Source organism: Blautia obeum ATCC 29174 (genome assembly GCF_025147765.1).
GTDB lineage: Bacteria > Bacillota > Clostridia > Lachnospirales > Lachnospiraceae > Blautia_A > Blautia_A obeum.
The window spans coordinates 19,722-44,933 of record NZ_CP102265.1; the positions used below are offsets into that span (position 1 = coordinate 19,722).

A 25,212-nucleotide genomic window follows, 5' to 3' on the forward strand; every position below is an offset into this window, starting at 1 on the left:
TAAAAATAGTTTTGAATGGCTAATAAAGTATGGTATAATGACTCTATAGCGAACAAAGATTCGTATATGAAACTATAAACAAGAGAGGTGATTCTGAATGGTCAGTTTCAATAATATTATCGGACACGAGGAAATTATCCGGCATCTCCAAAATGCCATGAAGACGGGAAAAGTTTCCCATTCATATATTTTTACAGGCAGACCCGGATCCGGCAAGAAGCTTCTTGCAACCACATATGCGATGACACTGCAGTGTGAAGCCGGTGGAACAGAGCCATGTCAGAAATGTGACTCCTGTAAGAAGGCATTGGGCAAGAATCATCCGGACATCATTATGGTCAATCATGAGAAACCTGGTACAATCTCTATTGATGAGATCCGGGAACAGGTGATTCACGATGTTGCGATTAAGCCATACAGCAGTCCGCACAAGATTTACATTATTCCTGATGCGGAGATGATGACGGTACAGGCACAGAATGCTCTTCTCAAAACAATAGAAGAACCACCGGAATATGCAGTGATCATGCTGCTGACCAGCAATGTGGATGCACTTCTGCCGACGATCCAGTCCAGATGTGTGCGTCTGGATCTGAAGGTGGTTGATGACAGCCTTGTTAAGAAATACCTGATGGAACGGCTTCATGTGCCGGATTATCAGGCAGAGATAGATGCTTCCTTTGCACAGGGAAGTATTGGCAGAGCCAAAGAAGCTGCTACATCAGAAGAGTTTTCCAGAATGACGGAGAAAGCCCTGAAGATTCTCAAGTATGTAAATACGATGGAAGTATATGAACTGTCCGATGAGATCAAGGCACTTTCTGATGAAAAGCAGAATATCAGTGATTATCTGGATATTTTCCAGTTCTGGTTCAGGGATGTTCTTATGTTTAAGGCAACTCAGGAGGTTGACAACCTGGTATTTAAACAAGAAATCAATTATATAAAGGAACAGGCGAGCCAGCGTTCCTATGAGAACCTGGAAAAGATTCTGGAAGCACTGGAAAAAACAAAAGTAAGGCTTCGTGCAAACGTTAATTTTGAACTTGCACTTGAACTTCTGTTCCTGACGATCAGGGAGAGATAGAATGACAAAAATTGTTGGTATAAGATTCAGAAATGTCGGAAAGATTTATTATTTTGATCCGAAAAACTACAAAATGAAGATCGGTGATCATGTGATCGTAGAGACTGCCCGCGGTGTGGAGTTCGGACGAGTTGTACTCGGACCGAAAGAAGTGAGTGAGGATGAGGTGGTCCATCCGCTGAAAGAAGTCCTTCGCGTTGCCACACAGGCAGATGAGGACAGGGAGAAACAGAACCGCCTGAAAGAAAAAGATGCATTTAAAATCTGCCAGAAAAAAATCCGCGAACATGGTCTGGAAATGAAACTGATCGATGCGGAGTATACATTTGACAATAACAAAGTGCTGTTTTATTTTACGGCAGATGGAAGAATTGATTTCCGTCAGCTGGTCAAGGACCTGGCAGCTATCTTTAAGACAAGAATCGAACTTCGCCAGATCGGAGTAAGAGATGAGACTAAGATTCTTGGGGGAATCGGCATCTGCGGCAGACAGCTTTGCTGTCACACCTATCTTTCCGAGTTTGCACCTGTGTCTATCAAGATGGCAAAAGAGCAGAATCTGTCACTGAACCAGACCAAGATTTCCGGTGTCTGCGGCAGATTGATGTGTTGTCTCAAGAATGAGCAGGAAACCTACGAAGCACTGAACAAGAGCCTTCCAGGAACCGGAGATACGGTTACTCTTCCGGATGGATTACAGGGAATCGTACACAGTGTAAATGTTCTCAGACAGAGAGTCAAAGTAATCGTGGAAGTCAATGATGAAAAGGAGATTCAGGAATATCCGGTAGGAGAACTGAAATTCCGGTCACGCAAGAAAAAAGCAAAGAACACTGACAAAGAAACAAGGGACATTGAGTAAAAAGAAGGAGATTCTAAATCCCATGGAAAAAAATCCGCAGAATGATCTGGTATATCCGGGAGAACGGGTTGATGATCTTCAGAATGGTTTGTATGTGATACAGAATCCGGAAAAGTTCTGCTTCGGAATGGACGCAGTTCTGTTATCTGGATTTGCAGATATCCGACAGAATGAAAAGGTTCTGGATATGGGAACCGGAACGGGAATCATTCCTTTTCTGCTGAAAGCCAAAGACAAGGGTTCACATCTGACAGGACTTGAGATCCAGGAAGAATGTGCAGATATGGCGAGACGAAGCGTATCGTACAATCATCTGGAAGCTGATATTGATATCGTATGCGGAGACATAAAGGAAGCTGCTGAAATTTTTGGAGCAGCTTCTTTTCATGCAGTGACAAGCAATCCGCCCTATATGATCGGACAGCATGGTCTGCAGAACCCATACATGGCAAAAGCAATTGCAAGACATGAGATTCTCTGTACACTGGAAGATGTAGTGAGCCAGGCAGCAGCAGTGCTGAAAGACAGAGGACGTTTTTATATGGTCCACAGACCTTTCCGTCTGGCAGAAATCTTTCAGGTTCTCATGAAATATAAACTGGAACCCAAGAGAATGCAGCTGGTGTACCCGTACATAGATCGTGAACCCAATATGGTTCTGATCGAAGCACGAAAAGGTGGAAATTCCAGAATAACGGTGGAGCGACCATTGATCGTCTATGAGAAACCAGGTGTTTATACCAGTGATATTCTTGAAATATACGGAAGAGTATAAAAGAATCAAATAATCTGAGAGAAAGGGGATTCCCGGATGAGTGGAAAATTATATCTTTGTGCAACCCCAATCGGAAATCTGGAAGATATTACACTTCGAGTACTCCGCACATTGAAGGAAGTGGATCTGATCGCGGCAGAAGATACCCGAAACAGTATTAAACTGCTGAATCATTTTGAAATCAAAACACCGATGACCAGTTATCACGAATATAACAAGATTGAAAAAGCATATACACTGATCGAGAAGATGCAGAACGGTATGAATATCGCACTGATCACGGATGCGGGCACACCGGGAATTTCGGATCCGGGTGAAGAACTGGCTGCGATGTGTTATGAGGCCGGAATCGAAGTAACATCCCTTCCGGGTCCGGCAGCATGCATTACCGCGCTTACATTATCAGGACTTCCTACCAGACGGTTTGCTTTTGAAGCATTTCTTCCGATGGACAAAAAAGAGCGCAAAGAAGTTCTGGAAGAGCTTGTCAATGAGACCCGGACGATCATTTTGTATGAGGCTCCGCATAAACTGGTCAGGACACTGCGTGATCTGAGGGAAACACTTGGAAACCGCAGAATGACACTTTGCAGAGAACTGACAAAGAAACATGAGACAGCCTTTCATTCCACAATTGATGATCTGATCACACATTATGAGAAAGAAAAACCGCTCGGAGAATGTGTGCTGGTCATCGAGGGCAAAAGCCGTCAGGAACTGAAAGAAGAAGCAGCTGCCTCGTGGGAAGAGATTTCCATAGAAGAGCATATGGAAATCTATGAAAAACAGGGAATGTCCAGAAAAGATGCCATGAAACAGGTCGCGAAAGACCGCGGTGTATCAAAAAGAGACATATATAGCTATTTGATGAAATAGAGATGCAATAAAGATGCCCACCAGCGAATTTGAGAAGAAAATTCACCGGTGGGCATCTTTGATTTGTTGTTTTGGGAGCTACAGATGCCTGGTCAGGGTCGGAAGCATCTGCAACTTGCTGGAATTGGATTTGCAGATGCCTGGTCAGGTTTGGAAGCATCTGCAATTTGTTGGATATGAATTTGCAGATACATATCCTGGGGTCGGAAGCATCTGCAACTTGTTGGAATTGGATTTGCAGATGCCTGGTCGGGGTAGTAAGCATCTGCAATTTGCTGGAATTGGATTTGTAGATGCCTGGTCGGGGTCGGAAGCATCTGCAACTTGCTGGAATTGGAGCTGCAGATGCCTGGCCGGGGTTGGAAGCATCTGCAATTTGCTGGAATTGGATTTGCAGATGCCTGGTCGGGGTCGGAAGCATCTGCAATTTGTTGGATATGAATTTGCAGATACATATCCTGGGGTCGGAATCATCTGCAACTTGCTGGAATTGGATTTGTAGATGCCTGGTCAGGGTCGGAATCATCTGCAACTTGCTGGAATTGGATTTGCAGATGCCTGGTTGGGGTTGGAATCATCTGCAACTTGCTGGAATTGGATTTGCAGATGCCTGGCCAGGGTTGGAAGCATCTGCAACTTGCTGAAATTGGAGCTGCAGATGCCTGATCAGGGTTGGAATCATCTGCAATTTGTTGGATATGAATTTGCAGATACATATCCTGGGGTCGGAAGCATCTGCAACTTGCTGGAATTGGATTTGCAGATGCCTGGTCAGGGTTGGAAGCATCTGCAACTTGTTGGAATTGGATTTGCAGATGCCTATTACCAAGTTGATATTAAGAATCCTACAACAATTGAGGTGGGATTGTTTTTTTATGTCGAAAAAGAGCAAAATGTTCTTGTAGATAAATAGAGCATATTGTGCTAAAATATAACAAAGCATCACATTTCTTTTTGTTCTTTACAGAAAACTGTATCTTATTATCTTTGGCCGTTCGGTCGTAACAGAGAAATCAACCGTTTTCACACAGATCTGCGGGAAGTACTGTTGTATATCAAATATTCGAAGGAAAAAGAAAAACTGGTTGACCTGATCCAAACCGATGACGGATTTCAGAACATGAAGACAGAAACGGTAGTCATGCTGAATACACTTACTAACTCAAAACTGAAATTCAATGAAGAAAAGGAGGAAACAAGTATGTGTCTTGCAATTGATGAATTACGGGAGGAAGCAAAACAGGAGGGAATTGAATTTGGACGAAGAGAGTTGATTGAGAAAATGCTTATGAATCATGAAACTATGGACAAGATAAAAGAGTATACCGGTTATACTCAGGAAAAAATAGATGAGATAGCAAAGGAATTATCTGCTAGATAGAGCTTAAAAGACTGTTGTTATTAGCGGATTGAATAATAATAACAGCCTTTTTTTGTGTATTTTGGTGGTAGAACTTTAACGTATTGAATGATATGCTAAATAAGGATAAGTCTAATCAAAATGAAAAGACAAGAAACAGAACACGATATCTGTTGAAGGAGAAAAGTATGAAAAATATACTGAAAGTTCGAATGTTAGGTGGATTTACACTTGAATATAAAGGAAAAGAACTGGTCCTGGACCGTAACAATGTATCAAAGACCACACAGCTGTTTCAGTTATTACTTCTACACACACAGGATGGAGGAATCTCCAAAGTAGCACTCATCGATGCCCTGTATGGCCGAAGCGATGTCGAAAATAAAAACGGCAGCCTCAACAACACAATATTCAGGCTCCGAAAGCAGCTCACCGCAGCGGGGCTTCCGGAAAGCAGTTACATCAATATAAATGGTGGAATGTGTACCTGGGACCCGGATATCGAAACTTCAGTAGACGTATGCGACTTCAAGCAGACGATCGAATCAGCACGTCACGAAAAATCCCAAAAGACCAAAATGGAAATCTACGCCAAAGCATGGAAACTCTATACCGGAGAATTCCTCCCGGATATGATGGGCGAGGACTGGGCGGCAGTCGAAAACATCGCATGTCGAGATATGTATTTCGACTGTGTCGAAGAACTGTGCCACTACCTGAAAACCGAAGAAAAATTCGAAGAACTCTACCGTGTTGCACACAGCGCAGCCGAAATCTATCCATTCTACGACTGGCAGATATGGGAAATCGACAGCCTCATCGGAATGTCCCGCTACAAAGACGGCCTCGATGTCTACAAAAGAACAACCAAGCTGATGTTCGAAGAACTCGGCCTGTCACCATCCGCCGGAATGCTCGAGCGATTCAAACTCATGGGAGAGCGAACCTCACAGGCAGCAGGCGCAATCGAAGACATCAAGTACCGCCTCCGCGAAAAAGAATCCATCGAAGGCGCTTACTACTGCACCTATCCAAGCTTTGTGGACGTTTACCACGTGTTCGGCCGCATGATGGAACGAACCGGCATGTCCGTATTCCTGATGCTCTGCACCCTGAACTTTATAAATATCGAGACAGACGACGAAAATCAGAAATACTATTCAGAACTTCTCCGCGAGTCCATTCAGAAAGCAGTCCGTAAAGGCGATTTTTACACCCGATACAACATCCAGCAGTATCTCGTAATGCTGATAGGGATAACCCAGGAAAACTGCACACTCGTATCAAAACGAATCAACAAAGAATTCAACAAAAGACTCACCCGCCGCAAGAACGTATCAATCGACTACTACGTTGCTTCACTCGGTGAGGTCTGCAACGACTAAAACAAACAACATTAATAATTAATATAGAAGTAAAACTATTCAGCCCGGAGATCCCCTCCGGGTTTTTTTGCGCCCGGAAATCTCCCGTCCCCCCAAATCTCAGCCCCCCTCGCAAATTATCAGAAACATTGTCGAAAAAATATGAAAAAATGTTCAAAAAGCAGAATCACGAAATAGTTGAAGAAATAACCCCGATGCTATAATAAAAATACTCTGAAATAAGTGCGTGTTATCGTGTGGTTAAAAACAAAAATACCGTGGTCGGATCTTGACGGAGGATACAGAACAGATGGAAAAAGGCAAAAAAAAACATACAGGGACATTTGTAATACATGTGAGTCACTGTGATAACGCCACATGGCAGGGCGAAGTGACCTGGGCGGAAGCCAATAAAAAGAAAAGTTTCAGGAGTGCACTTGAACTGATTAGATTGATTGATGGAGCACTGGAGGTGGATGAATGATGAAAGAAAAGCTCAACGTTTCTGCTTCCAATATCGTGAATGTCTGCATAGACAACATAGACGGAGTAGAAAGGTCCGGAAGATTTTACTGTTATTACAGTAAAGATCCTATATTCTTCCGAAGTATTCATGAACTCTTCCGCTATATGGAGCGATTCATGAACGAGCTGAACTTTCCTCAGTCATCAACAGAGCTGCGGACATACGAAGACAAACAGCAGAAACCAGCAAATGAAAAAAGAATCTCTTTTACAGAGGTCAGCAACCGCGAACAGATCCTTGAACAGAGAGGAAGCATAGACACCCTGGCTGTATATGTCAGATACCGTCAGAACGCTACATGGCAGGGAAGTGTCTATCATATGAAAAACAACGAGCGAGAAGATTTCAACAGCGAGCTCGATTTACTCAAAATAATCGAAAATTGTCAAAATAGTACTAAAAATGTTGCTGAAAGCGGCTGACGAAATAGGTGACGAAACAGTTCACCTGTTATAATGTCGTTAAATCTTAAATAAGTTGTACGTGAAGCAGTTAACGATAATTTTTTTATTATCATCATGCATATAATAGGGGATGTTAATATGAAAAGAGAAAATAATAAAAAATTCAAAAAAAGGAAACGGAATCAGAACAGAAGCCTGACATGTCGGGTGCTCAGTATGATGTTTGCAATCGTGCTGTTCTGCTCCACTGTATTAATAAATACAGACTATGTATCTCAGGCAAGCTCCTTCGATGACATGGTAGACATGGTCGAAGTTGAGGAGGATTCCGCAGCAGCTGATACATCCGAAGATACAGGAGACGATCTCGACACAGATGTGAATTTTGAATCGGAATCGGAAGAGGGTTCGGCCGAAACATACAGCGAATCCGATGATTTCGGTTCCAGCGATGCCGACTTCTCATCAGGCGAGAACATGTTCACAGATGGAACATCCGAGAGCAGCGCTCCAGCTGAAGAAGCAGCACAGCCTGTAAGCTGTATCGTAAATCTTAAAAACGAAACAATCGAGGTCAAGGCCGAAGCTCCTGCAGGTGTCCTTCCAAACGGAACACAGATGATCGTCAAAGCAGTCGAGAACAACACCGAAGATGCTGAGCTGACAGACCAGTACAACAAACTGGCAGCCAAGATTACAGAGCAGCTTCAGAGCCAGGGCAAAAACCTCGACGGCTTCCTTGCTTACAACGTATCTTTTACAGATGCAGATGGCAACCCGGTTGAACCGTCCGACAAAGTTACTTACAGCTTTACTTATAAAGAAGCTTCTTCACCGGAACTGACAGACCCGGCCGCATCCACAGTGACAGCAGCCATGATTAGAACCAACAAAGAAACTTCCGAACTGGAACTGACAGAGCTCAAAGCCGAAGAGGACAAGCTTACAGTTGAAACAAACGAAAGCAGACAGCTCACAAAAGCAGCTTTCCAGTCAGCAGCTACCGCAGCATACACATTTGTATGGAGCAGCACACCGGTAGCAGATGATAATGAAAACAATGAGAACAAAGAAGAAAACGGTGAAGTAAACAACGAAGAAGTTAATACAGACACCAACACCGAAAATACCGAAGAGAACGGAGAAGACACCAACACAGAGAATAATGTAGAAAACTCTGAGGAAGAACAGAATCCGGAAGAAGCACCGGATCAGGAACAGATCAAAATGATCCGTGTCATCGCAGACGAAGTTAATCTTCGCGTAACTCCTTCCACAGAAGCAGAAGTGATCGCAACAGTAGATACAGACACTCAGCTTCCACTTATTGAAACAGTAACCGGTGAAGACGAATTCACCTGGTACAAAGTTTCCTACGAAGAAGCACAAGCTTATGTAAGAAGCGATATGGCGGAAGTTGTTGAGACTGAAGAGCAGGGTACAGAAAACGAAGATGCAAATGAAGAAGAAGCAGACGTTCAGGTCGAAGACGAAGTAACCTACTCTCAGACAATCGGCAATGTGGTTGTAACTGCAACAGCTGCAAAAGATGTTCTTCCAGGAAATGCAGAGTTTGTTGTAACTCCTATCGTACAGGAAACAGACCCTGACCAGTACGCAGAAACAGAAACAAAGCTTAATGAAAAAGCTGGAGAAGATGGATACGAAATCGCAGGTTTCCTTGCATACGATATTTATTTCCAGAACAGTGAAGGAAATAAGATAGAACCAGTTGATGGTTCCGTAAATGTTTCCATGCACTACACAGAACCATTCGTACCTGAAGAAGTTGCTCAGGTTACAGAAAATGGAAGTGAAGTGGCAGTTTTCACTGAAGAAGATGAATTCAGTCAGAATGAAACAACAGCAACTCAGATGGACGTTACAATGATGCATCTGGTTGAAGATGAAAACGGTAACGTCAATGTAGTGGATATGACCCAGGAAGGAACTGCAAGTGTAGAAACAGATGCAGCCGGAAACGTACAGAAAGCAGAATTTGAAACAGAAAGCTTTTCTATATTTACTATTACCTGGAATGTTAGTGCTGGTAAAATTTTGACAGTTCATCTGGTTGATACAAACCTGGATGATATCCAAGGTTCTGTTACAGCAAATGAAAGCGTTCAGTCGGATAGAGCTGGTATAGAGGTGTCTACTTTAGGAACCAAGTATTTGCCAGAAGGATATACGTATACGGAGGCATTGGCGGATGATAAAGAAACAGAAATTTCTGCTATAAGTTATAATTCTTATAGTCATGGTAAATCTGGATGGTTTTATGAGAAAAACAATAATTGGTATCATGCGACAACAGCAGATACTTATGACATTTATCTTGTCTATAATAAATTATCAGTATGGATTAAAGACGATATAATGAATACTGGCAATTTAATACTAGAAACAGATGAAACTACTACAAATGAGATAAATGATGCAATTATAGCTGGTAAAGAGGTAACGTATACATGGCTTAAAAGTACAGATGGAGGTGCAAATTATACACCTGTTAATAAAGTAAAACATGGTGATAAATACAATTTATCAGAAGATGGAAAATCATTAAATGTTGCACTTGACGATGGTGCTTTAAATAGCAAACAGACTTCAGTAAAATATAAGGCCAAAATAACTATAAAAAATGGCGATAATGTAGAAGAGATGGAGTCTGATGAGTTTGATAACAAATATTGGAATGAGTTAAGGAATGGAAGTTTTGAAACACCGGAAATAATCAGTGGATCTATCAATGAACAGTATACGAATGAAGAATATGTGGCGGCTGGTGGTGTGTGGCAGTCAACCGGAAGAGGAACAAATGGTTCAGGGAAGGATGTTGATATAGAAATTGTTAATACCAGAGCTTCGTTCCAGGATTCGTACAGTTGGCATGCTGCTAATGACAATGATAAAGCGTTTGATGGTAATCAGTTTGCTGAACTGAACTGTCAGAATGCAGGTGCTTTATATCAGGATGTTATGACGTATGCTGGAGAAACAATGAACTATTGGCTTTCTCACAGAGCACGAGGCGAGTATATTACCAATGGAACAAATACTAAATTAGGCGAAAAAGATACAATGTATTTGGTAATCATGCCAACATCTACAGCTATGACTGCTGCTAGTGGAAGTGAATTGAAAACTCAGGATCAATTAAAGGCATACCTTGGATCGCTTCTTCCAGAAGTAAACCTTGATGCAGAGGCTTCAGGAGACGGAAATCAGAAAAGTGAGATTCTATATAATAATGATGGAATATTAATTTCAAGAATAACTAGTGATGATCAATCATGGCATAGAATACTTGAGACGGCGCGTTATAGATCTACTTCATATCTGACCAGATTCTTCTTTATGTCCGGAAAAACTGCAAGCGGAGATCCTACAGTAGGTAATTTCCTTGATGATGTTGGATTTTCACAGGATTTACCAAAAGCAAGTGCTGGATATTTCAATCTGCAGGTTGTAAAGAGATTTTCTGGATTATCAAATCCTACAGGTAATATAACTTTTACCATTAAAGCTTATAAAGAAAATGGTACAGAGGAAGCTACAGATGCTCCTTTAAATAATACATCTTTTACTCTTGATGAGATGAAAAATACATCTGATGGTGTGTATACCCAGATTTTTCAAAATGAGCAAATTGGTGGAAATGAAAAATATATCTACAAAGTTGAAGAAACTGGTTCTCAGGTAAATGGCTATACAGTAGAAACTACGCAGACTGTCAGTGGTGGAGACGTTCAGAGTGACGGAAAATCGACAAAAATTGGCGAGAAAGATTCAGCTACATTTACAATCACCAATACATATACACCGATAGATATTAATTCTGTTATAGAATATAATAAAACCGCCACACTTCTTGATTGGAACCAGAGAACGTACAAAATTGATCTTACAGCCAGTTCGAAAACAACTCAATCGATGAAAACACCATACGACATCGTATTGGTATTGGATCAATCAGGAAGTATGAGTCAAAAGTTTGTTGAATACAATAAAATTAATGGTTCTTCGATGTTTTGGCGGAAAACATATTATATAAAAACTCAAAACGGTATATATCAACAACTCAGTTGGTCTTGGGATAACACATGGTCATATACAGATTCTTACTCGGGTAAGACGGTTACAGTTGACCCAAATACTACCGATGTTTATGTAGCTCAGAAGTCTAATCAAACAAAAATTGATGCTTTAAAGAGTGCAGCAACTACATTTGTAAATAATGTTGCTAATAAAAATTCAGATTGTCGTGTTGGTATCGTTACTTTTTCAAATGATGGTTATATAAAGCCAATAACTAATAATAGCTATACATTAGCTAAAGTTGGAACTTCAAAAGGTGACATTATTAATACCATAGATGGTTTAAAAACAGGTGGAGATACTTATCCTGCCAAAGGTCTGGATAAAGCAAATGAGATATTTTCTGAGAATTCTTCTAACAGTTGGGAAACCGTAGAGCAAACTGACGGACGTAAAAAAATGGTTGTATTCTTAACCGATGGAGTTCCAGCACCTGCTAACACAAATAACTTTGACGAAAATCTTGCAGGTGCAGGTACAAATTCAGCTAAGATACTACATGACCAAGGAGTTGCAACTTATGCATTGGGTATATTCGGAGCTGCGAATTCTGATGGAACAATGGATAACGCATCAGTTCAACGTATTGATAAATATATGCAAAGCATAGCATCTAGTCATGAGAAATATATGACAGCTGATAGTGTTGACAATTTATCAAGTTTATTTGAGAGTATCACCAATAATATTCCTGTTACAGCTACAGTCACAGATGTAATTGATAGTCGATTTGAGTTAACACCTGAATCTCGTAAAGCATTAGAAGGAGAAGCAACAATAACGAGCAATGATGATGGTTCCACTACAATAACTTGGAATAATGCTAGTATTACTGGAAAGAAAGCTTCAGGAGAGACGGAAATTGAAAGAGCTGGATGGCATAGATCAATCGTTATCAAAGCAAAGGACAACTACATCGGTGGAAACGACGTTCCGACAAACGGCGCCGGTTCAGGAATTGATGTTGATAACAATCATGCAGAATTTCCTCAGCCAACCGTTAACGTAAAAGTCGACTTTAACATCGGCAATGCTGAAACCGTTATCTTTAAAGGTGATAATCTAACAAATTATTTCACCGATGACGTAGCAAATGGAATCACAAAGCTTGTTTCAACTACTGGAAAAGAGTACACAATGCTTGGTGATGTGGATATTTCGACCAAGTGGTATACCGATGCAGAATGTACGACTGAAATTACACCAGATGCAATTCGAGCAGCAAAGCCAACCGCAGAAACTGTTTATTACGCAAAAGTAACAGTAACTCCAAAAACAAATGGTTCAAAATCCAGTGCTAACTCAGTCGGTGATGGAAATGCAACTGGAGGATACTACAAAGTTGATTCAACAGGTGTTGTAAATACAGAACCAGGCACTTATACTGTAAAAGTTGTTTCCGGACAGATTCAGATCACCAAGAAAATAGATGTAGTATTTGATGAAGATCAAAGCTTCACTTTTGAAATAAAGAAAGGTGATGAACCAATTGCAACTGCAACCGCAGAAATCAAAAAGGGTTCAACGGAGGCTAATGTGAAATATACACTTGCAAAGGGTGTTGATTCACAGATTAAAGCAGATGATAGTGATGAATCAATATTGACTGGTTTATCAAGAGGTGCTTATACCATCACAGAAGTGGCTGATGATTATTATTCATTAGATACGGTGACAGTAGTTGATTCTACGAACTGCAAGGCAGAAGTATCCAATGACAAGGTACTCACATTTATCATGGGAACAGACAAAAATGGTAACGAAGTTCTTAAGGGTGATAATACAGATACAGTAAATGGCCAAAAGGGTGTTGCTGAATTCAATAACAAGAAATCAGTTGTTGACATTGAGTTTGAAAAAGTTGATATTCAGACACCAACAACTAAATTAGCTGGTGCAGAGTTTGCTTTATATAAAGCAGATGCAGACGGAAATCGGACAAATGAGCAAGTTGGTACGACTTATACATCAGATAGGAATGGAGGAATTGCAATAGAAAATCTTCCGATAGGAAAGTATGTATTAGTTGAGACGAAAGCACCTGCAGGTTATCTGTGTTCAACAATTCCTTGGAAGATTACAGTAGCAAATGACAGAAACAGAAACATAACAGTTACCTATAATGGTGAAAGTGTACAATCGAGTGTAGATGCTAATAAAACCATTTATCAGCTTACTAACACTAAGGTCTACACCCTCCCATCAACTGGTGGCAACGGAATTTACTGGTATATGATCAGCGGCATGGTACTTATGTCTACAGCCGCATGGATCTTATATAAAAACAAATGCAGGGAGGTGCTGGGAAAATAATTGTAACGATTGATTTTTTCAGTGGCTCCTTGCCACAAAAGAAAGTAATTATCCCGAATGAGGGAACAATAAAATGGGCAAAGCCCGATAATGTAAAGAAGACAAAATTATGAAGAAGATGAGAAAAATCTTTGCAGTGTTATTAACACTGGCCATGGTACTCACAATGAGTATGACTGCGTTTGCAACATCAAATGCAAATGCTGGAAACGATAATATTTTTGGAACAGCTAATGATACTGCAACAATCACTGTAACTGGAATTGACAATGAGACTGGAATTCAGGTAAATGCTTACAAAGTAGTTGAAGCAAAATATGAAGGCACAGGTTCTACATTTAGTGGTTATAAATCATTATATCCGACAGTAATTACACAGGATATGGTTAAAGCTAATCTTACAACTTTATCTCCAACACAGTTGAATGGGTTGGCAAATGCCGTTATTGCAAATACTTCTAAAACGGCTATTGCTTTAAGTAACACAGAAGGAACTACTTGGACAGCTAATGTTAGTGCAGGTACATATCTTGTTTTAGTATCTAACACAGAAGCACACAGCTATAACCCAATGGTTGTATCCGCATACTATATAAATAAAGATGGAAAAACAGATATTTCTGAAGGTAAAGTAACTTTAACAACAAATGTGGCAAATGCCAAAAAATCAGATAAACCATCAATTGATAAAAAAATTACAGGTTCAAACGGAAATGATTATGGTAATTCTGTAGAAGTTGGCGATACTGTAAATTATGAAGTGACAGTTAATCCAATTCCAAGTTATACAGGATCACATCCAAAATTTTATGTTGAAGATACATTATCAGCAGGTCTTGATTTTGCAAAAGATAATAATAATAACGCAATTAATCCTATAGTTAAAGTTGGTAATAATACATTAGTAAAAGATACAGACTATACTGTTTCATTTGAAGGAAGAAAACTGACAGTTAATTTTGTTGTTGGTAGTGCATATAAACTTAATGCTTATGCAAGTCAGAGCTTAACAATTACATATGCTGCTAAAGTTAATAGTGATGCTGTTGTATTTACAAGTGTTAATACAAACGATGCTAAATTATATTACACAAATGACTCTAAAGTAGACGGTAATGATGATTCAACAGAAAAGAAGACATATACTTACACATTTGAAATTGGTGGAGAAGCAAGTGGCACAACAGGAATCATTACCAAGACAGGAAAAGACAAAGGTGAAGAAAATCCATTACCAGGAGCTTTATTTGGTCTTTACAAATCAGGAGATGATGTGACAGCTGATACAGTTGCAACTGCTGCTGATAATGCTGCATATAAAACTGCTAAGTCAGATGCTGATGGACAGATTAAGTTCAGTCAGTTAAAAGAAGGCACATATTACCTGAAAGAGTTAAACGCACCAGATGGATATAGTGTTAATACTCATGTATATACAGTTGTAATTGATACTACTTATAATGATAATGGAACATTAGCTTCTTGGTCAGTAACAATTGATAATGATAAAACATCAACATTTACATCAAAGAATGATGGAACATGGGAAGCAGCAATTAACGGAACAAATATTGTGAATACAACCCTTTCCTCTCTTCCATCCACAGGTGGTATCGGTACTACAATCTTCACAATCGCTGGATGCCTGATTATGGTTACAGCAGCTGGCTTATTCTTTGCAAGCCGCAAAAGAACAAACAAATAATCATTCGTGATTGTTTATAACCAAACAATATCGAATCCGGGGCAGATGCCCCGGATTCATAAAAAAATAATACAACAGCAAGGAGAGCTCGGATGAAAAAAAAAGCAGGCAATTTAGTAATTTGCATCATATTTTTAGCTGGTTTGTCCTTGCTGCTGTATCCCTTTGTAGCCAATCAATGGAATAACTACAGACAGAAACAGTTGATCAGTGGTTATGAGCAGGCGGTTTCTGAAAAGGAAGCAGCAGAAGGAATTGACTATGATGCAGAGCGTAAAAAAGCAGAAGACTATAACGAAGCCTTACTTCCATGTGTTCTTCCTGACTCTTTTGCACTTGCAGAGTCAAGTGGAGTAGATCCGGTCTACATGAATACACTGAACATTGCTGGTGATGAGATGATGGGAAGTGTAGAGATTCCTAAGATTAATATCAAAATCCCGATCTACCATACAACGGAAGAAGAGGTTTTGAACAAGGGTGCAGGTCATCTGGAGGGAAGTTCTCTTCCGGTTGGTGGAGCAAATACACATGCTGTTATTTCTGCACACCGTGGACTTCCGAGTGCATCACTTTTTACAGATCTGGATCAGATGAAAGTAGGAGACCATTTTTTGCTCCATGTATTAGATGAAACCTTATGTTATGAAGTAGACAAGATTTCGGTTGTAAAGCCGGAAGATACGACTGCTCTTGCAGTAGAAGATGGGCAGGATTTAGTAACTCTTTTAACCTGTACTCCTTATGGAGTAAATACAGAACGACTTCTGGTTCGTGGTCACAGAGTACCTTATGTAGAAGAGGAAGTCAAAGAAGAGAAGACAGTGCTCAGTGGAAGCAGTCTTCACACAAATTATCTTCTTTGGGTATTTGTTGGTCTATCCGTTACCGCACTCTTTATTTTTGTGTTATACTTAAAGGAAACAAAGCTGAAGAGGCGAGCAAATAAAGGCGGTAAAAAATAGATTATGGCAAAAGAAAAGAAGAAAAAAGGTTCTATAGTTATCAACATATTTATTATATTACTTTTTCTCGTCGGTGCGGGTATCTTTACTTACCCAACGATCAGTAATTACTGGAATGAGTACCGAAATGCGCAGCTTGTAACCAAGTACAATGAATCCGTCAGTGATCTGTCGGATGACCAGTACGAAAAGCTCTGGCAGGAGGCTGAGGAATACAATGCGGAGCACAAGGTCAATACGATCGTAGATGCTTTTAACGAAGAGGATTATGTTCTCAGTCATCCTTACGATGAGGTCCTTGATCCAAATGGTGACGGGCTGATGGGAAGTATCGAGATCCCCAAGCTGAATCTGATACTTGCTATTTACCATGGCCTCAGTACAGAGGTTCTGGAAAAGGGTGTCGGGCATGTTGAGGGAACAAGTCTTCCAATAGGTGGAGCGAGTACACATGCGGTGCTGGCGGGACACAGGGGACTTCCGAGTGCAAAGATTTTTACGGATCTTGACCAGATGAAGAATGGAGATATTTTTCTGATCCATGTTCTGGGAAAGACTCTTGCATACAAAGTAGATCAGATAAAAACGGTTCTTCCGGAGGAATCCAGTGAGCTGGATATCGTCGAGGGAGAGGATCATGTGACGCTGGTAACCTGTACTCCTTATGGAGTCAACACTCACAGGCTTCTTATCAGGGGAATCCGGACGGAGTATGTTGAACCGGAGGAGAAAGCTGAGGAGACACCGATCCAGCAGATCGCAAAGGTTGATCCGGTGAAGATTATGATCATTGGTCTTGGAGCTATGGTCATAATGATCATCATTGTTTATATAGTTATTCGACGTAAAAGCCGAAAAACAGAGGAGAGTAGCCGCAAAGACGAATAATGATCACAGAAAATAACAAGGAGGCCGATCGTGGTGAAACAGAAGAAAAAGAAATTTAAAATGTGGAATAAGCTTTTGGCTTTCCTGGGAATGTTTGTCATGTTGACAGGCTGCCTGGCAGGAACGGTTCAGGCAGGTTCTTACGAAGCCGGAAAGAAGGGAAGTCTTAATCTGACGGTACAGCAGACGGATGAGGACGGCAAAGTAACACCGCTGACGGGTGTAAAGTTAGAGCTTTACAGGGTTGCGGATGTTGAATTTGATGGAAATGTGCATTTTGTACTGACCAGCTCCATGTCATCTGCAGGATACGATTTTGATTCCTTCAAGAATGCAAGTGAATGGTATTCAGCAGCCGAAAAGCTTGCCGAGGTTGCAGCTGCTTCTTCAGTAAAGCCGGTTGAGGCTGTTTCGGATGAGCAGGGCAAGGTTGTTTACAGCGATATGGAAGAGGGCATGTACCTGGTAATCGGTGCAGCGGAGAGTTCCGTTAAGGTTACTCCAATGCTCTTAACAGTTCCTTTTGCAAGCACAGAGGAAGGCTGGATCTACGATGTACAGGCTTATCCAAAGGCAGAGAAGAGCAACACTGCAGGTATTACAGTTGAGAAGAGACTTTATCGTATTAATCCGAATACGTTTGAACTGGATGAAATAACTGCTGACGATGCAACTTACAAGGTTGGTCTTTTCCTTGATAAGGATGGTACGATCCCATATGGTGATGATTACATCAGAACGATCCATATCCAGAATGCACAGTCAGGCAAAGCTTCTTACAGTAATGTTCTTAGAGGTACCTATTATGTATTCGAGCTTGATGAGAATAACAAGGCGATCAAGCTGAATGATGAGGTGCAGATTGATAAAGAAAACAGCTTCCATTACAATGTTACGAATGCAGCAGCCAAGGAAGACAACAGTGTTGTAGTGGATGACAATACGGTTGCTACAGATATTGCAGCTTATGTAAATAACATTTTTTCAACTCTTCCGGAAGGCTTCTTTGTAAATGGAAAGATCGAGATTACAAAGAACGTTGTAGTGGACGGTGTGAAAAAGACTGTAGACGACAAGTTCTATGCAACTGTATTTGATGATTCTGGTAAGGCGGTAAGCACCGTTGAACTGAAGCAGAATGATAAAGTTACTGTTACGGTTCCATTCTCAGAAGATATAAAAGATACTGTTACTTATGCAGTTAAGGAAACCGATAAGAATGGTAATGTACTCGATAAAGATTCTTTCGCATATGTAGTAAGTGGTGAAGGCAGTGTTAAGCTGAATGAGTCTGATCAGTATAAAGGAAGCATCGAGATTACCAATACCAAGAAGGATGCTACTGTAACACCTGGCGGAAGCAATGGTGGTTCTGGTACATCTAACGGTGGAAGTGATGCATCCAGCCATGGCGGAAGTGCAACAAGTCGTCCGGTTAAGACTGGTGACCCGATGAATCCGGCATTCTGGGGTCTGGTTCTTCTGGTATCTGTGATCGTGATCGCAGGTGGAGTAGTTGCTTACAAAAAGAGAAAACAGAAATAAAGTGTAAGACGTTTGACGGGAGTCTGGTGTAAACCGGGCTCTCGTTTTTTTCTTCTTATTTAAAGGGATTTTGTTGGAATGAGGGCTGTTTTGTGCTATAATAAATTAGTATTATTATGCCTATCTGGAAACAGGTGACTGCGAAAAATATCGATATGTCGGTTTCCATTATAATGAATATAGAATGACAGGAGGAAGCAAATGGGCGGAGAGAATACAGAGTACGGCGCGGATCAGATTCAGATTCTGGAAGGACTGGAAGCTGTCCGTAAAAGACCTGGTATGTATATCGGAAGTACATCCAGCCGGGGTCTGCATCATCTTGTATATGAAATCGTGGATAATGCGGTAGATGAAGCGTTAGCAGGATTTTGTACTGAAATCCAGGTAACGATCAATCCGGATAATTCCATTACCGTAGTTGATAACGGACGAGGTATTCCGGTAGGAATCAATCACAAAGCAGGAATACCGGCAGTAGAAGTTGTATTTACCATTCTTCATGCGGGTGGTAAATTTGGCGGTGGAGGATACAAAGTATCCGGTGGACTTCATGGTGTAGGTGCATCTGTTGTAAATGCACTGTCTGAGTGGCTGGAGGTTACGATCTGCCGTGAAGGAAAGAAATACCAGCAGCGTTATGAAAGAGGACATACCATGTATCCTCTGAAAGAGATTGGTGTCTGTGATCCTGAAGAGACAGGAACAAAAGTAACCTTCCTGCCGGATAAAGAAATCTTCGAAGAGACAATTTATGATTACGATATTCTGAAACAGCGCCTCCGTGAGATGGCTTTCCTGACCAAAGGTCTTCGCATTGTACTGAAAGACACCAGAGAAGATCAGGAAAAAGAAAAAGCCTTTCATTATGAAGGTGGTATCAGGGAATTTGTCACCTATCTGAACAGAAGCAAGGAAGCACTGTATCCAGAGGTCATTTACTGTGAAGGTGAAAAAGATGGTGTCATGGTTGAGGTTGCCATGCAGCACAATGATTCCTACACAGAGAACAGCTATGGCTTTGTAAATAATATCAATACACCGGAAGGTGGTACACATATCGTTGGTTTCCGTAATGCACTGACAAAGACATTCAACGATTATGCAAGAAAGAATAAGCTGCTTAAAGACAGTGAACCGAATTTAAGTGGTGATGACATTCGAGAAGGTCTGACAGCAATCGTAAGTGTTAAGATCGAGGAGCCACAGTTCGAAGGACAGACGAAACAGAAGCTTGGTAACAGTGAGGCTCGTGGAGCTGTTGATTTTGTAGTCAGCAAACAGCTGGAGATTTTTCTGGAGCAGAATCCGACGGTTGCGAAGGCAACAGTTGAGAAATCAGTACTTGCGCAGAGAGCACGAGAAGCAGCACGTAAGGCAAGAGATCTTACAAGAAGAAAATCTGCACTTGACGGAATGTCTCTTCCAGGTAAACTTGCAGACTGCTCAGACAAGAATCCGGAAAACTGCGAGATCTACATCGTAGAGGGAGATTCCGCCGGTGGTTCAGCAAAAACTGCAAGAAACCGTGCAACACAGGCAATCCTTCCACTGCGTGGTAAAATCCTTAATGTAGAAAAGGCCCGTCTGGACAGAATCTACAGCAATGCAGAGATTAAAGCAATGATCACTGCATTTGGTACTGGTATTCATGAAGATTTTGATATAACAAAGCTGCGTTATCACAAAATCATCATTATGACCGATGCCGATGTCGATGGTGCGCACATTGCGACACTGCTTCTGACATTCCTTTACAGATTTATGCCGGAACTGATCAAGCAGGGATATGTATACCTGGCTCAGCCGCCACTGTACAAAGTCGAAAAGAATAAAAAAGTCTGGTACGCTTATGATGATGCGGAACTGAACAGCATCCTTGAGCAGATCGGACGTGACAACAACAATAAAATCCAGCGATACAAAGGTCTTGGAGAAATGGATGCAGAACAGCTCTGGGAGACAACCATGGATCCGGAGAAACGAATTCTTCTCCGTGTAACTATGGATGAATCAGCAACTTCTGAAATTGACCTGACATTTACCACTCTTATGGGTGACAAAGTTGAACCAAGACGTGAATTTATCGAAGAAAACGCACGCTTTGTAGAAAATCTGGATATCTAGGAGAATAGAAAATGGAAGACAATATTTTTGATAAAATCCATGAGGTGGATCTGCAGAAGACCATGGAAAAATCTTATATAGATTATGCCATGAGTGTTATTGCCTCCCGTGCTCTTCCGGACGTCAGAGACGGTCTGAAACCGGTACAGAGAAGGGTGCTGTATTCCATGATAGAGCTGAACAACGGTCCGGATAAGCCACATCGTAAATGTGCCCGTATCGTTGGTGATACCATGGGTAAATATCATCCGCATGGAGACAGTTCCATCTATGGTGCACTTGTAAATATGGCGCAGGACTGGTCAACCAGATATCCGCTGGTAGACGGTCATGGAAACTTTGGTTCTGTGGATGGCGATGGTGCAGCTGCCATGCGATATACAGAGGCACGTCTGAGTAAGATTTCCATGGAAATGCTGGCTGATATCAATAAAGATACGGTTGATTTCCAGCCGAACTTTGATGAAACAGAACGGGAACCGGTCGTACTGCCGTCCCGTTATCCGAACCTTCTTGTAAATGGAACCTCCGGTATTGCTGTTGGTATGGCAACCAATATTCCGCCTCACAATCTGAGAGAGGTGATCAGTGCCGTTGTTAAGATTATTGACAATATCATCGAAGAGGACAGAGACACTACGATTGAAGAACTTCTTGAGATCGTGAAAGGACCGGACTTCCCGACAGGTGCTACTATCCTTGGTACAAGAGGAATTGAAGAAGCATATCGTACCGGCCGCGGTAAGATCCGTGTCCGCGCGGTGACAAATATCGAGACACTGCCGAATGGCAAATCACGTATTATCGTTACAGAACTTCCATATCTTGTTAATAAAGCCCGCCTGATCGAAAAGATCGCTGAGCTTGTACGAGACAAGAAAATCGACGGAATCACAGACCTGAATGACCATTCCAGTCGTGAGGGCATGCGTATCTGTATTGATCTTCGCAAAGATGCCAATGCCAATGTAGTTCTGAATCAGTTGTACAAGCATACACAGCTTCAGGATACCTTTGGTGTGATCATGCTGTGTCTGGTAGCAGTGAACGGAAGCCTTCAGCCGAAGGTACTGACGCTCCCGGAGATGCTCAAACATTATCTTGCACATCAGGAAGATGTTGTGACAAGAAGAACAAAGTACGATCTGAATAAAGCACAGGAACGTGCGCATATATTAGAAGGTCTGCTGAAAGCTCTGGATAATATTGATGAAGTTATCCGTATCATCCGTGGATCCAGAAGTGTCCAGGTGGCCAAGCAGGAATTGATGGACAGATTTGAGCTGACAGATGTTCAGGCACAGGCAATCGTGGACATGCGTCTTCGTGCTCTCACCGGTTTGGAAAGAGAGAAGCTGGAAGCAGAATATGCAGAATTAATGGAAAAGATCCGTAAGTTGAAAGCAATCCTTGCAGACAGAAATACACTTCTTCGCGTTATCCGTGAGGAAATCCTTGCAATTTCTGAGAAATACGGCGATGACAGAAGAACAGCTATCGGATTTGATGCGTTTGATATTTCTATGGAAGATATGATCCCGAGAGAAAATACAGTCATTACTATGACAAAACTTGGCTACATCAAACGTATGACAGTAGATAACTTCCGCAGTCAGAACAGAGGCGGCAGAGGTATCAAGGGAATGCAGACACTGGATGATGACTATATTGAAGAACTGATGATGACGACAACACATCATTATGTCATGTTCTTTACCAATACTGGTCGTGTATACAGACTGAAAGCATACGAGATTCCGGAAGCAGGCAGAACAGCTCGTGGAACCGCGATCATCAACCTTCTGCAGCTGATGCCGGGAGAACGTATCACAGCAGTCATTCCGATCAGTAAGTTTGAAGAAGGCCAGTATCTGATGATGGCTACCCGTAAGGGTCTTGTTAAGAAGACTCCGATCCAGGATTATGCAAATGTCCGTAAGATTGGTCTGGCAGCTATTTCTCTGAGAGATGACGATGAACTGATCGAAGTTAAGGCAACGGATGACAAGAAAGATATCATCCTTGTAACGAAATACGGTCAGTGTATTCGCTTCAAAGAATCCGACGTCAGAAGTACCGGACGAGTATCGATGGGAGTTCGTGGTATTAATCTGCTTGATGGCGATGAAGTTGTTGCAATGCAGCTGAATACACAGGGATATTATCTGCTCGTTGTATCTGAAAACGGTATGGGTAAACGTACTTCTATCAGTGAATTTACCTGCCAGAACAGAGGCGGTAAAGGTGTGAAGTGCTACAAGATCACTGAGAAGACCGGTAATGTTATCGGAGCAAAAGCTGTCAATGAAGAAAATGAGATCATGATGATCACCACAGAAGGAATCATTATCCGTCTGCAGTGCTCTGATATCTCTATCCTTGGAAGAATTACATCAGGAGTCAAACTGATCAATCTTTCTGATGGAGTAACGGTTGCAAGCTTTGCGAAAGTCCGTGAAAAAGAAGAAGATAAAAATTCTGAAAAGACAGAGGAAAGCTCTGAAAATGTCTCCACAGAAGAGAACAGTAACGAAAATACAGACAGCACAGAGGAATAAGAATCATGGATAAGGAAAATGCGGCAACAAATGTCAGACGCAGATCCGGTTCAAGTGCATCCGGACGTTCAAAATCCGCATCAGCAAGAAGAAAAACGCAGACCAGACGTAAAACTTCAGGAACCCGGCGTAAAACTTCCAGAGGTTCTGATATAGCTGCAGTGATTGCCAGATTACCAAAACCGGTTCTGGCAGGCGCTGTTGCGCTGATCGTTTTGATCATTATCATTGTATTTGCTGCAAAGGGATGCGGAGTCAGCCACAAGACTCCGGAAAGAGTAGTCAGAACTTTGATCGAATCCTACACAGGTGGAAATGAGAGCAAAGTCAAAAAATGCTATGGTGTATCCAAGGCAGATGATGCTCTGCAGCAGGAGATGGATGCAACTGTAAAATATTTCAGTGCATTCGAGGCTGAAAAAACAGAAATCACACAGTGTGATAAAATTTATCAGAATGGTAACTATACATATATGTATATTACCTATGAGCTGGTTCTGAAGAATGGACAGAGCTACCCTTGTATCAGCACTTACATGGTACAGAAGAAAGATGACGGCAAGTATTATGTAATGACACCGTCAGAGATTACGGATGATCTGAGCAAGCAGGCGGCGACGAAGTATGCTGATTTTATGAATACACAGGCATATAAGGATTATACGACTGCTTATGACAAGTTTATCAAGAAGAATCCTGGATATGAGGAAAAAATAGCTGCAAAATTAAAATAGCTAAGCGAACAGCAATATAGAATCCTTGAAGGGATGGTGGCAGCGGAATGAAAAGAATCATTATGATGGTGCTGAGGAATCTCTTGTTTGTACCATGGGGATGGTTTATGCTGAATCGGTATGCCAAAAACGTTGATAATTATACAGAGGGAGAGCGTTATGCACTTCTGAAAAAAATAGTTCGGCGTGCGAATAAAGGCGGTAATATTACTGTTCAGTCATATGGTGTAGAAAATATACCGAACGAAAATGGATTTATGTTTTATCCGAATCATCAGGGACTGTATGATGTCCTTGCAATTGTGGATGTCTGCCCGACACCTTTTTCTGTAGTGGCAAAGAAGGAAGTGGGGAATGTTCCGTTTCTGAAGCAGGTTTTTACCTGTATGAAGGCATACATCATGGACAGAGAGGATATTCGCCAGTCTATGCAGGTTATCCTTGATGTTACGAAAGAAGTTAAGGCTGGACGAAACTATCTGATTTTTGCAGAGGGAACCCGAAGCAAGAATGGAAATCATCCACTGGAATTTAAAGGCGGCAGTTTCAAAGCTGCAACAAAAGCCAGATGCCCGATCGTGCCGGTTGCATTGATTGATACGTATAAGGCTTTTGACACTGGTTCCATAGAGCCACTGACGGTGCAGGTACATTTCCTGAAGCCAATGTATTATGACGAGTATAAGGACATGAAGACTACGGAGATTGCTGCAGAAGTGAAACGACGAGTGGAAGAGACCATCAAAGAATATGGTGGATGGGATTAACTGAATATCTGGAATGCCTGAAAGACATTTGAAATATGAATAAGAACAGCCGGGAGTAAAATCCTGGCTGTTTTTTGCTGGAATAAATTTCGAAAAAAATACTTTTGCAGGTCATATCGTGAACGGGTACTTTTTGTACGTCAACTGTGTTTGACTTTATATAGAAGTAACACGTATAGTTTAAGGTAGAAATTATATGCTAAAACCAGCTGCTCAGTGCAAATGGAATTGAATAAAACAGAAAAAACTGGAGGA

General features: G+C 41.4%; 18 protein-coding genes. All 18 read left to right on the forward strand.

All coding sequences use genetic code 11. The features are described from left to right. The first annotated feature begins 97 nt into the window (after nt 1-97). Nucleotides 98-1,087, forward strand: a complete 990-nt coding sequence (gene holB / locus NQ503_RS00090; RefSeq protein ID WP_005423916.1) for a DNA polymerase III subunit delta' — start codon at nt 98-100, stop codon at nt 1,085-1,087. Between the two features lies 1 nt (nt 1,088). Next, nucleotides 1,089-1,949, forward strand: coding sequence for a PSP1 domain-containing protein (locus NQ503_RS00095; RefSeq protein WP_005423917.1), 861 nt, complete (start codon nt 1,089-1,091; stop codon nt 1,947-1,949). Between the two features lie 22 nt (nt 1,950-1,971). Further along, nucleotides 1,972-2,724, forward strand: a complete 753-nt coding sequence (locus NQ503_RS00100; protein WP_005423918.1) for a tRNA1(Val) (adenine(37)-N6)-methyltransferase — start codon at nt 1,972-1,974, stop codon at nt 2,722-2,724. 36 nt (nt 2,725-2,760) lie between these two features. After that, nucleotides 2,761-3,600, forward strand: coding sequence for a 16S rRNA (cytidine(1402)-2'-O)-methyltransferase (gene rsmI, locus NQ503_RS00105; RefSeq protein WP_005423919.1), 840 nt, complete (start codon nt 2,761-2,763; stop codon nt 3,598-3,600). A 658-nt stretch (nt 3,601-4,258) separates the two neighbouring features. After that, a complete protein-coding gene (locus NQ503_RS00110) occupies nt 4,259-4,513 on the forward strand; it encodes a hypothetical protein (protein WP_138344182.1) in 255 nt (84 codons plus the stop codon). Between the two features lie 135 nt (nt 4,514-4,648). Beyond that, entirely contained in the window at nt 4,649-4,981 is a 333-nt protein-coding gene (locus NQ503_RS00115; protein WP_049940392.1) for an RpnC/YadD family protein, read from the forward strand. Between the two features lie 167 nt (nt 4,982-5,148). Continuing rightward, a complete protein-coding gene (locus NQ503_RS00120; protein WP_044925341.1) occupies nt 5,149-6,345 on the forward strand; it encodes an AfsR/SARP family transcriptional regulator in 1,197 nt (398 codons plus the stop codon). 289 nt (nt 6,346-6,634) lie between these two features. Further along, nucleotides 6,635-6,808, forward strand: coding sequence for a hypothetical protein (locus NQ503_RS00125; RefSeq protein ID WP_005423923.1), 174 nt, complete (start codon nt 6,635-6,637; stop codon nt 6,806-6,808). Further along, a complete protein-coding gene (locus NQ503_RS00130) occupies nt 6,805-7,272 on the forward strand; it encodes a hypothetical protein (RefSeq protein WP_005423924.1) in 468 nt (155 codons plus the stop codon). The genes NQ503_RS00125 and NQ503_RS00130 overlap by 4 nt, the downstream gene beginning before the upstream one ends. 120 nt (nt 7,273-7,392) lie before the next feature. Beyond that, nucleotides 7,393-13,668 (forward strand): SpaA isopeptide-forming pilin-related protein, encoded by a 6,276-nt coding sequence (locus tag NQ503_RS00135; RefSeq protein ID WP_044925343.1) that lies wholly within the window; start codon nt 7,393-7,395, stop codon nt 13,666-13,668. Between the two features lie 109 nt (nt 13,669-13,777). Then, a complete protein-coding gene (locus NQ503_RS00140) occupies nt 13,778-15,373 on the forward strand; it encodes a SpaH/EbpB family LPXTG-anchored major pilin (RefSeq protein WP_005423927.1) in 1,596 nt (531 codons plus the stop codon). A gap of 92 nt (nt 15,374-15,465) precedes the next feature. After that, on the forward strand, nt 15,466-16,338 hold the full coding sequence (locus NQ503_RS00145; RefSeq protein WP_005423928.1) for a class C sortase: 873 nt from the start codon (nt 15,466-15,468) through the stop codon (nt 16,336-16,338). A gap of 3 nt (nt 16,339-16,341) precedes the next feature. Beyond that, nucleotides 16,342-17,226, forward strand: a complete 885-nt coding sequence (locus tag NQ503_RS00150; protein ID WP_005423930.1) for a class C sortase — start codon at nt 16,342-16,344, stop codon at nt 17,224-17,226. Nucleotides 17,227-17,259: 33 nt separating this feature from the next. Next, nucleotides 17,260-18,771 (forward strand): pilin N-terminal domain-containing protein, encoded by a 1,512-nt coding sequence (locus tag NQ503_RS00155; protein ID WP_207635525.1) that lies wholly within the window; start codon nt 17,260-17,262, stop codon nt 18,769-18,771. Nucleotides 18,772-18,972: 201 nt separating this feature from the next. Then, a complete protein-coding gene (gyrB, locus tag NQ503_RS00160) occupies nt 18,973-20,898 on the forward strand; it encodes a DNA topoisomerase (ATP-hydrolyzing) subunit B (RefSeq protein ID WP_005423933.1) in 1,926 nt (641 codons plus the stop codon). An 11-nt stretch (nt 20,899-20,909) separates the two neighbouring features. Further along, the gene (gene gyrA, locus NQ503_RS00165; RefSeq protein ID WP_005423935.1) at nt 20,910-23,456 is read left to right on the forward strand and encodes a DNA gyrase subunit A; all 2,547 of its coding nucleotides are present in this window, start codon (nt 20,910-20,912) and stop codon (nt 23,454-23,456) included. 5 nt (nt 23,457-23,461) lie between these two features. Then, a complete protein-coding gene (locus NQ503_RS00170) occupies nt 23,462-24,190 on the forward strand; it encodes a hypothetical protein (protein WP_005423936.1) in 729 nt (242 codons plus the stop codon). Between the two features lie 47 nt (nt 24,191-24,237). Continuing rightward, nucleotides 24,238-24,957: a lysophospholipid acyltransferase family protein gene (locus NQ503_RS00175; RefSeq protein ID WP_005423937.1), complete on the forward strand. Its 720-nt coding sequence runs from the start codon at nt 24,238-24,240 to the stop codon at nt 24,955-24,957. Nucleotides 24,958-25,212 lie beyond the last annotated feature (255 nt).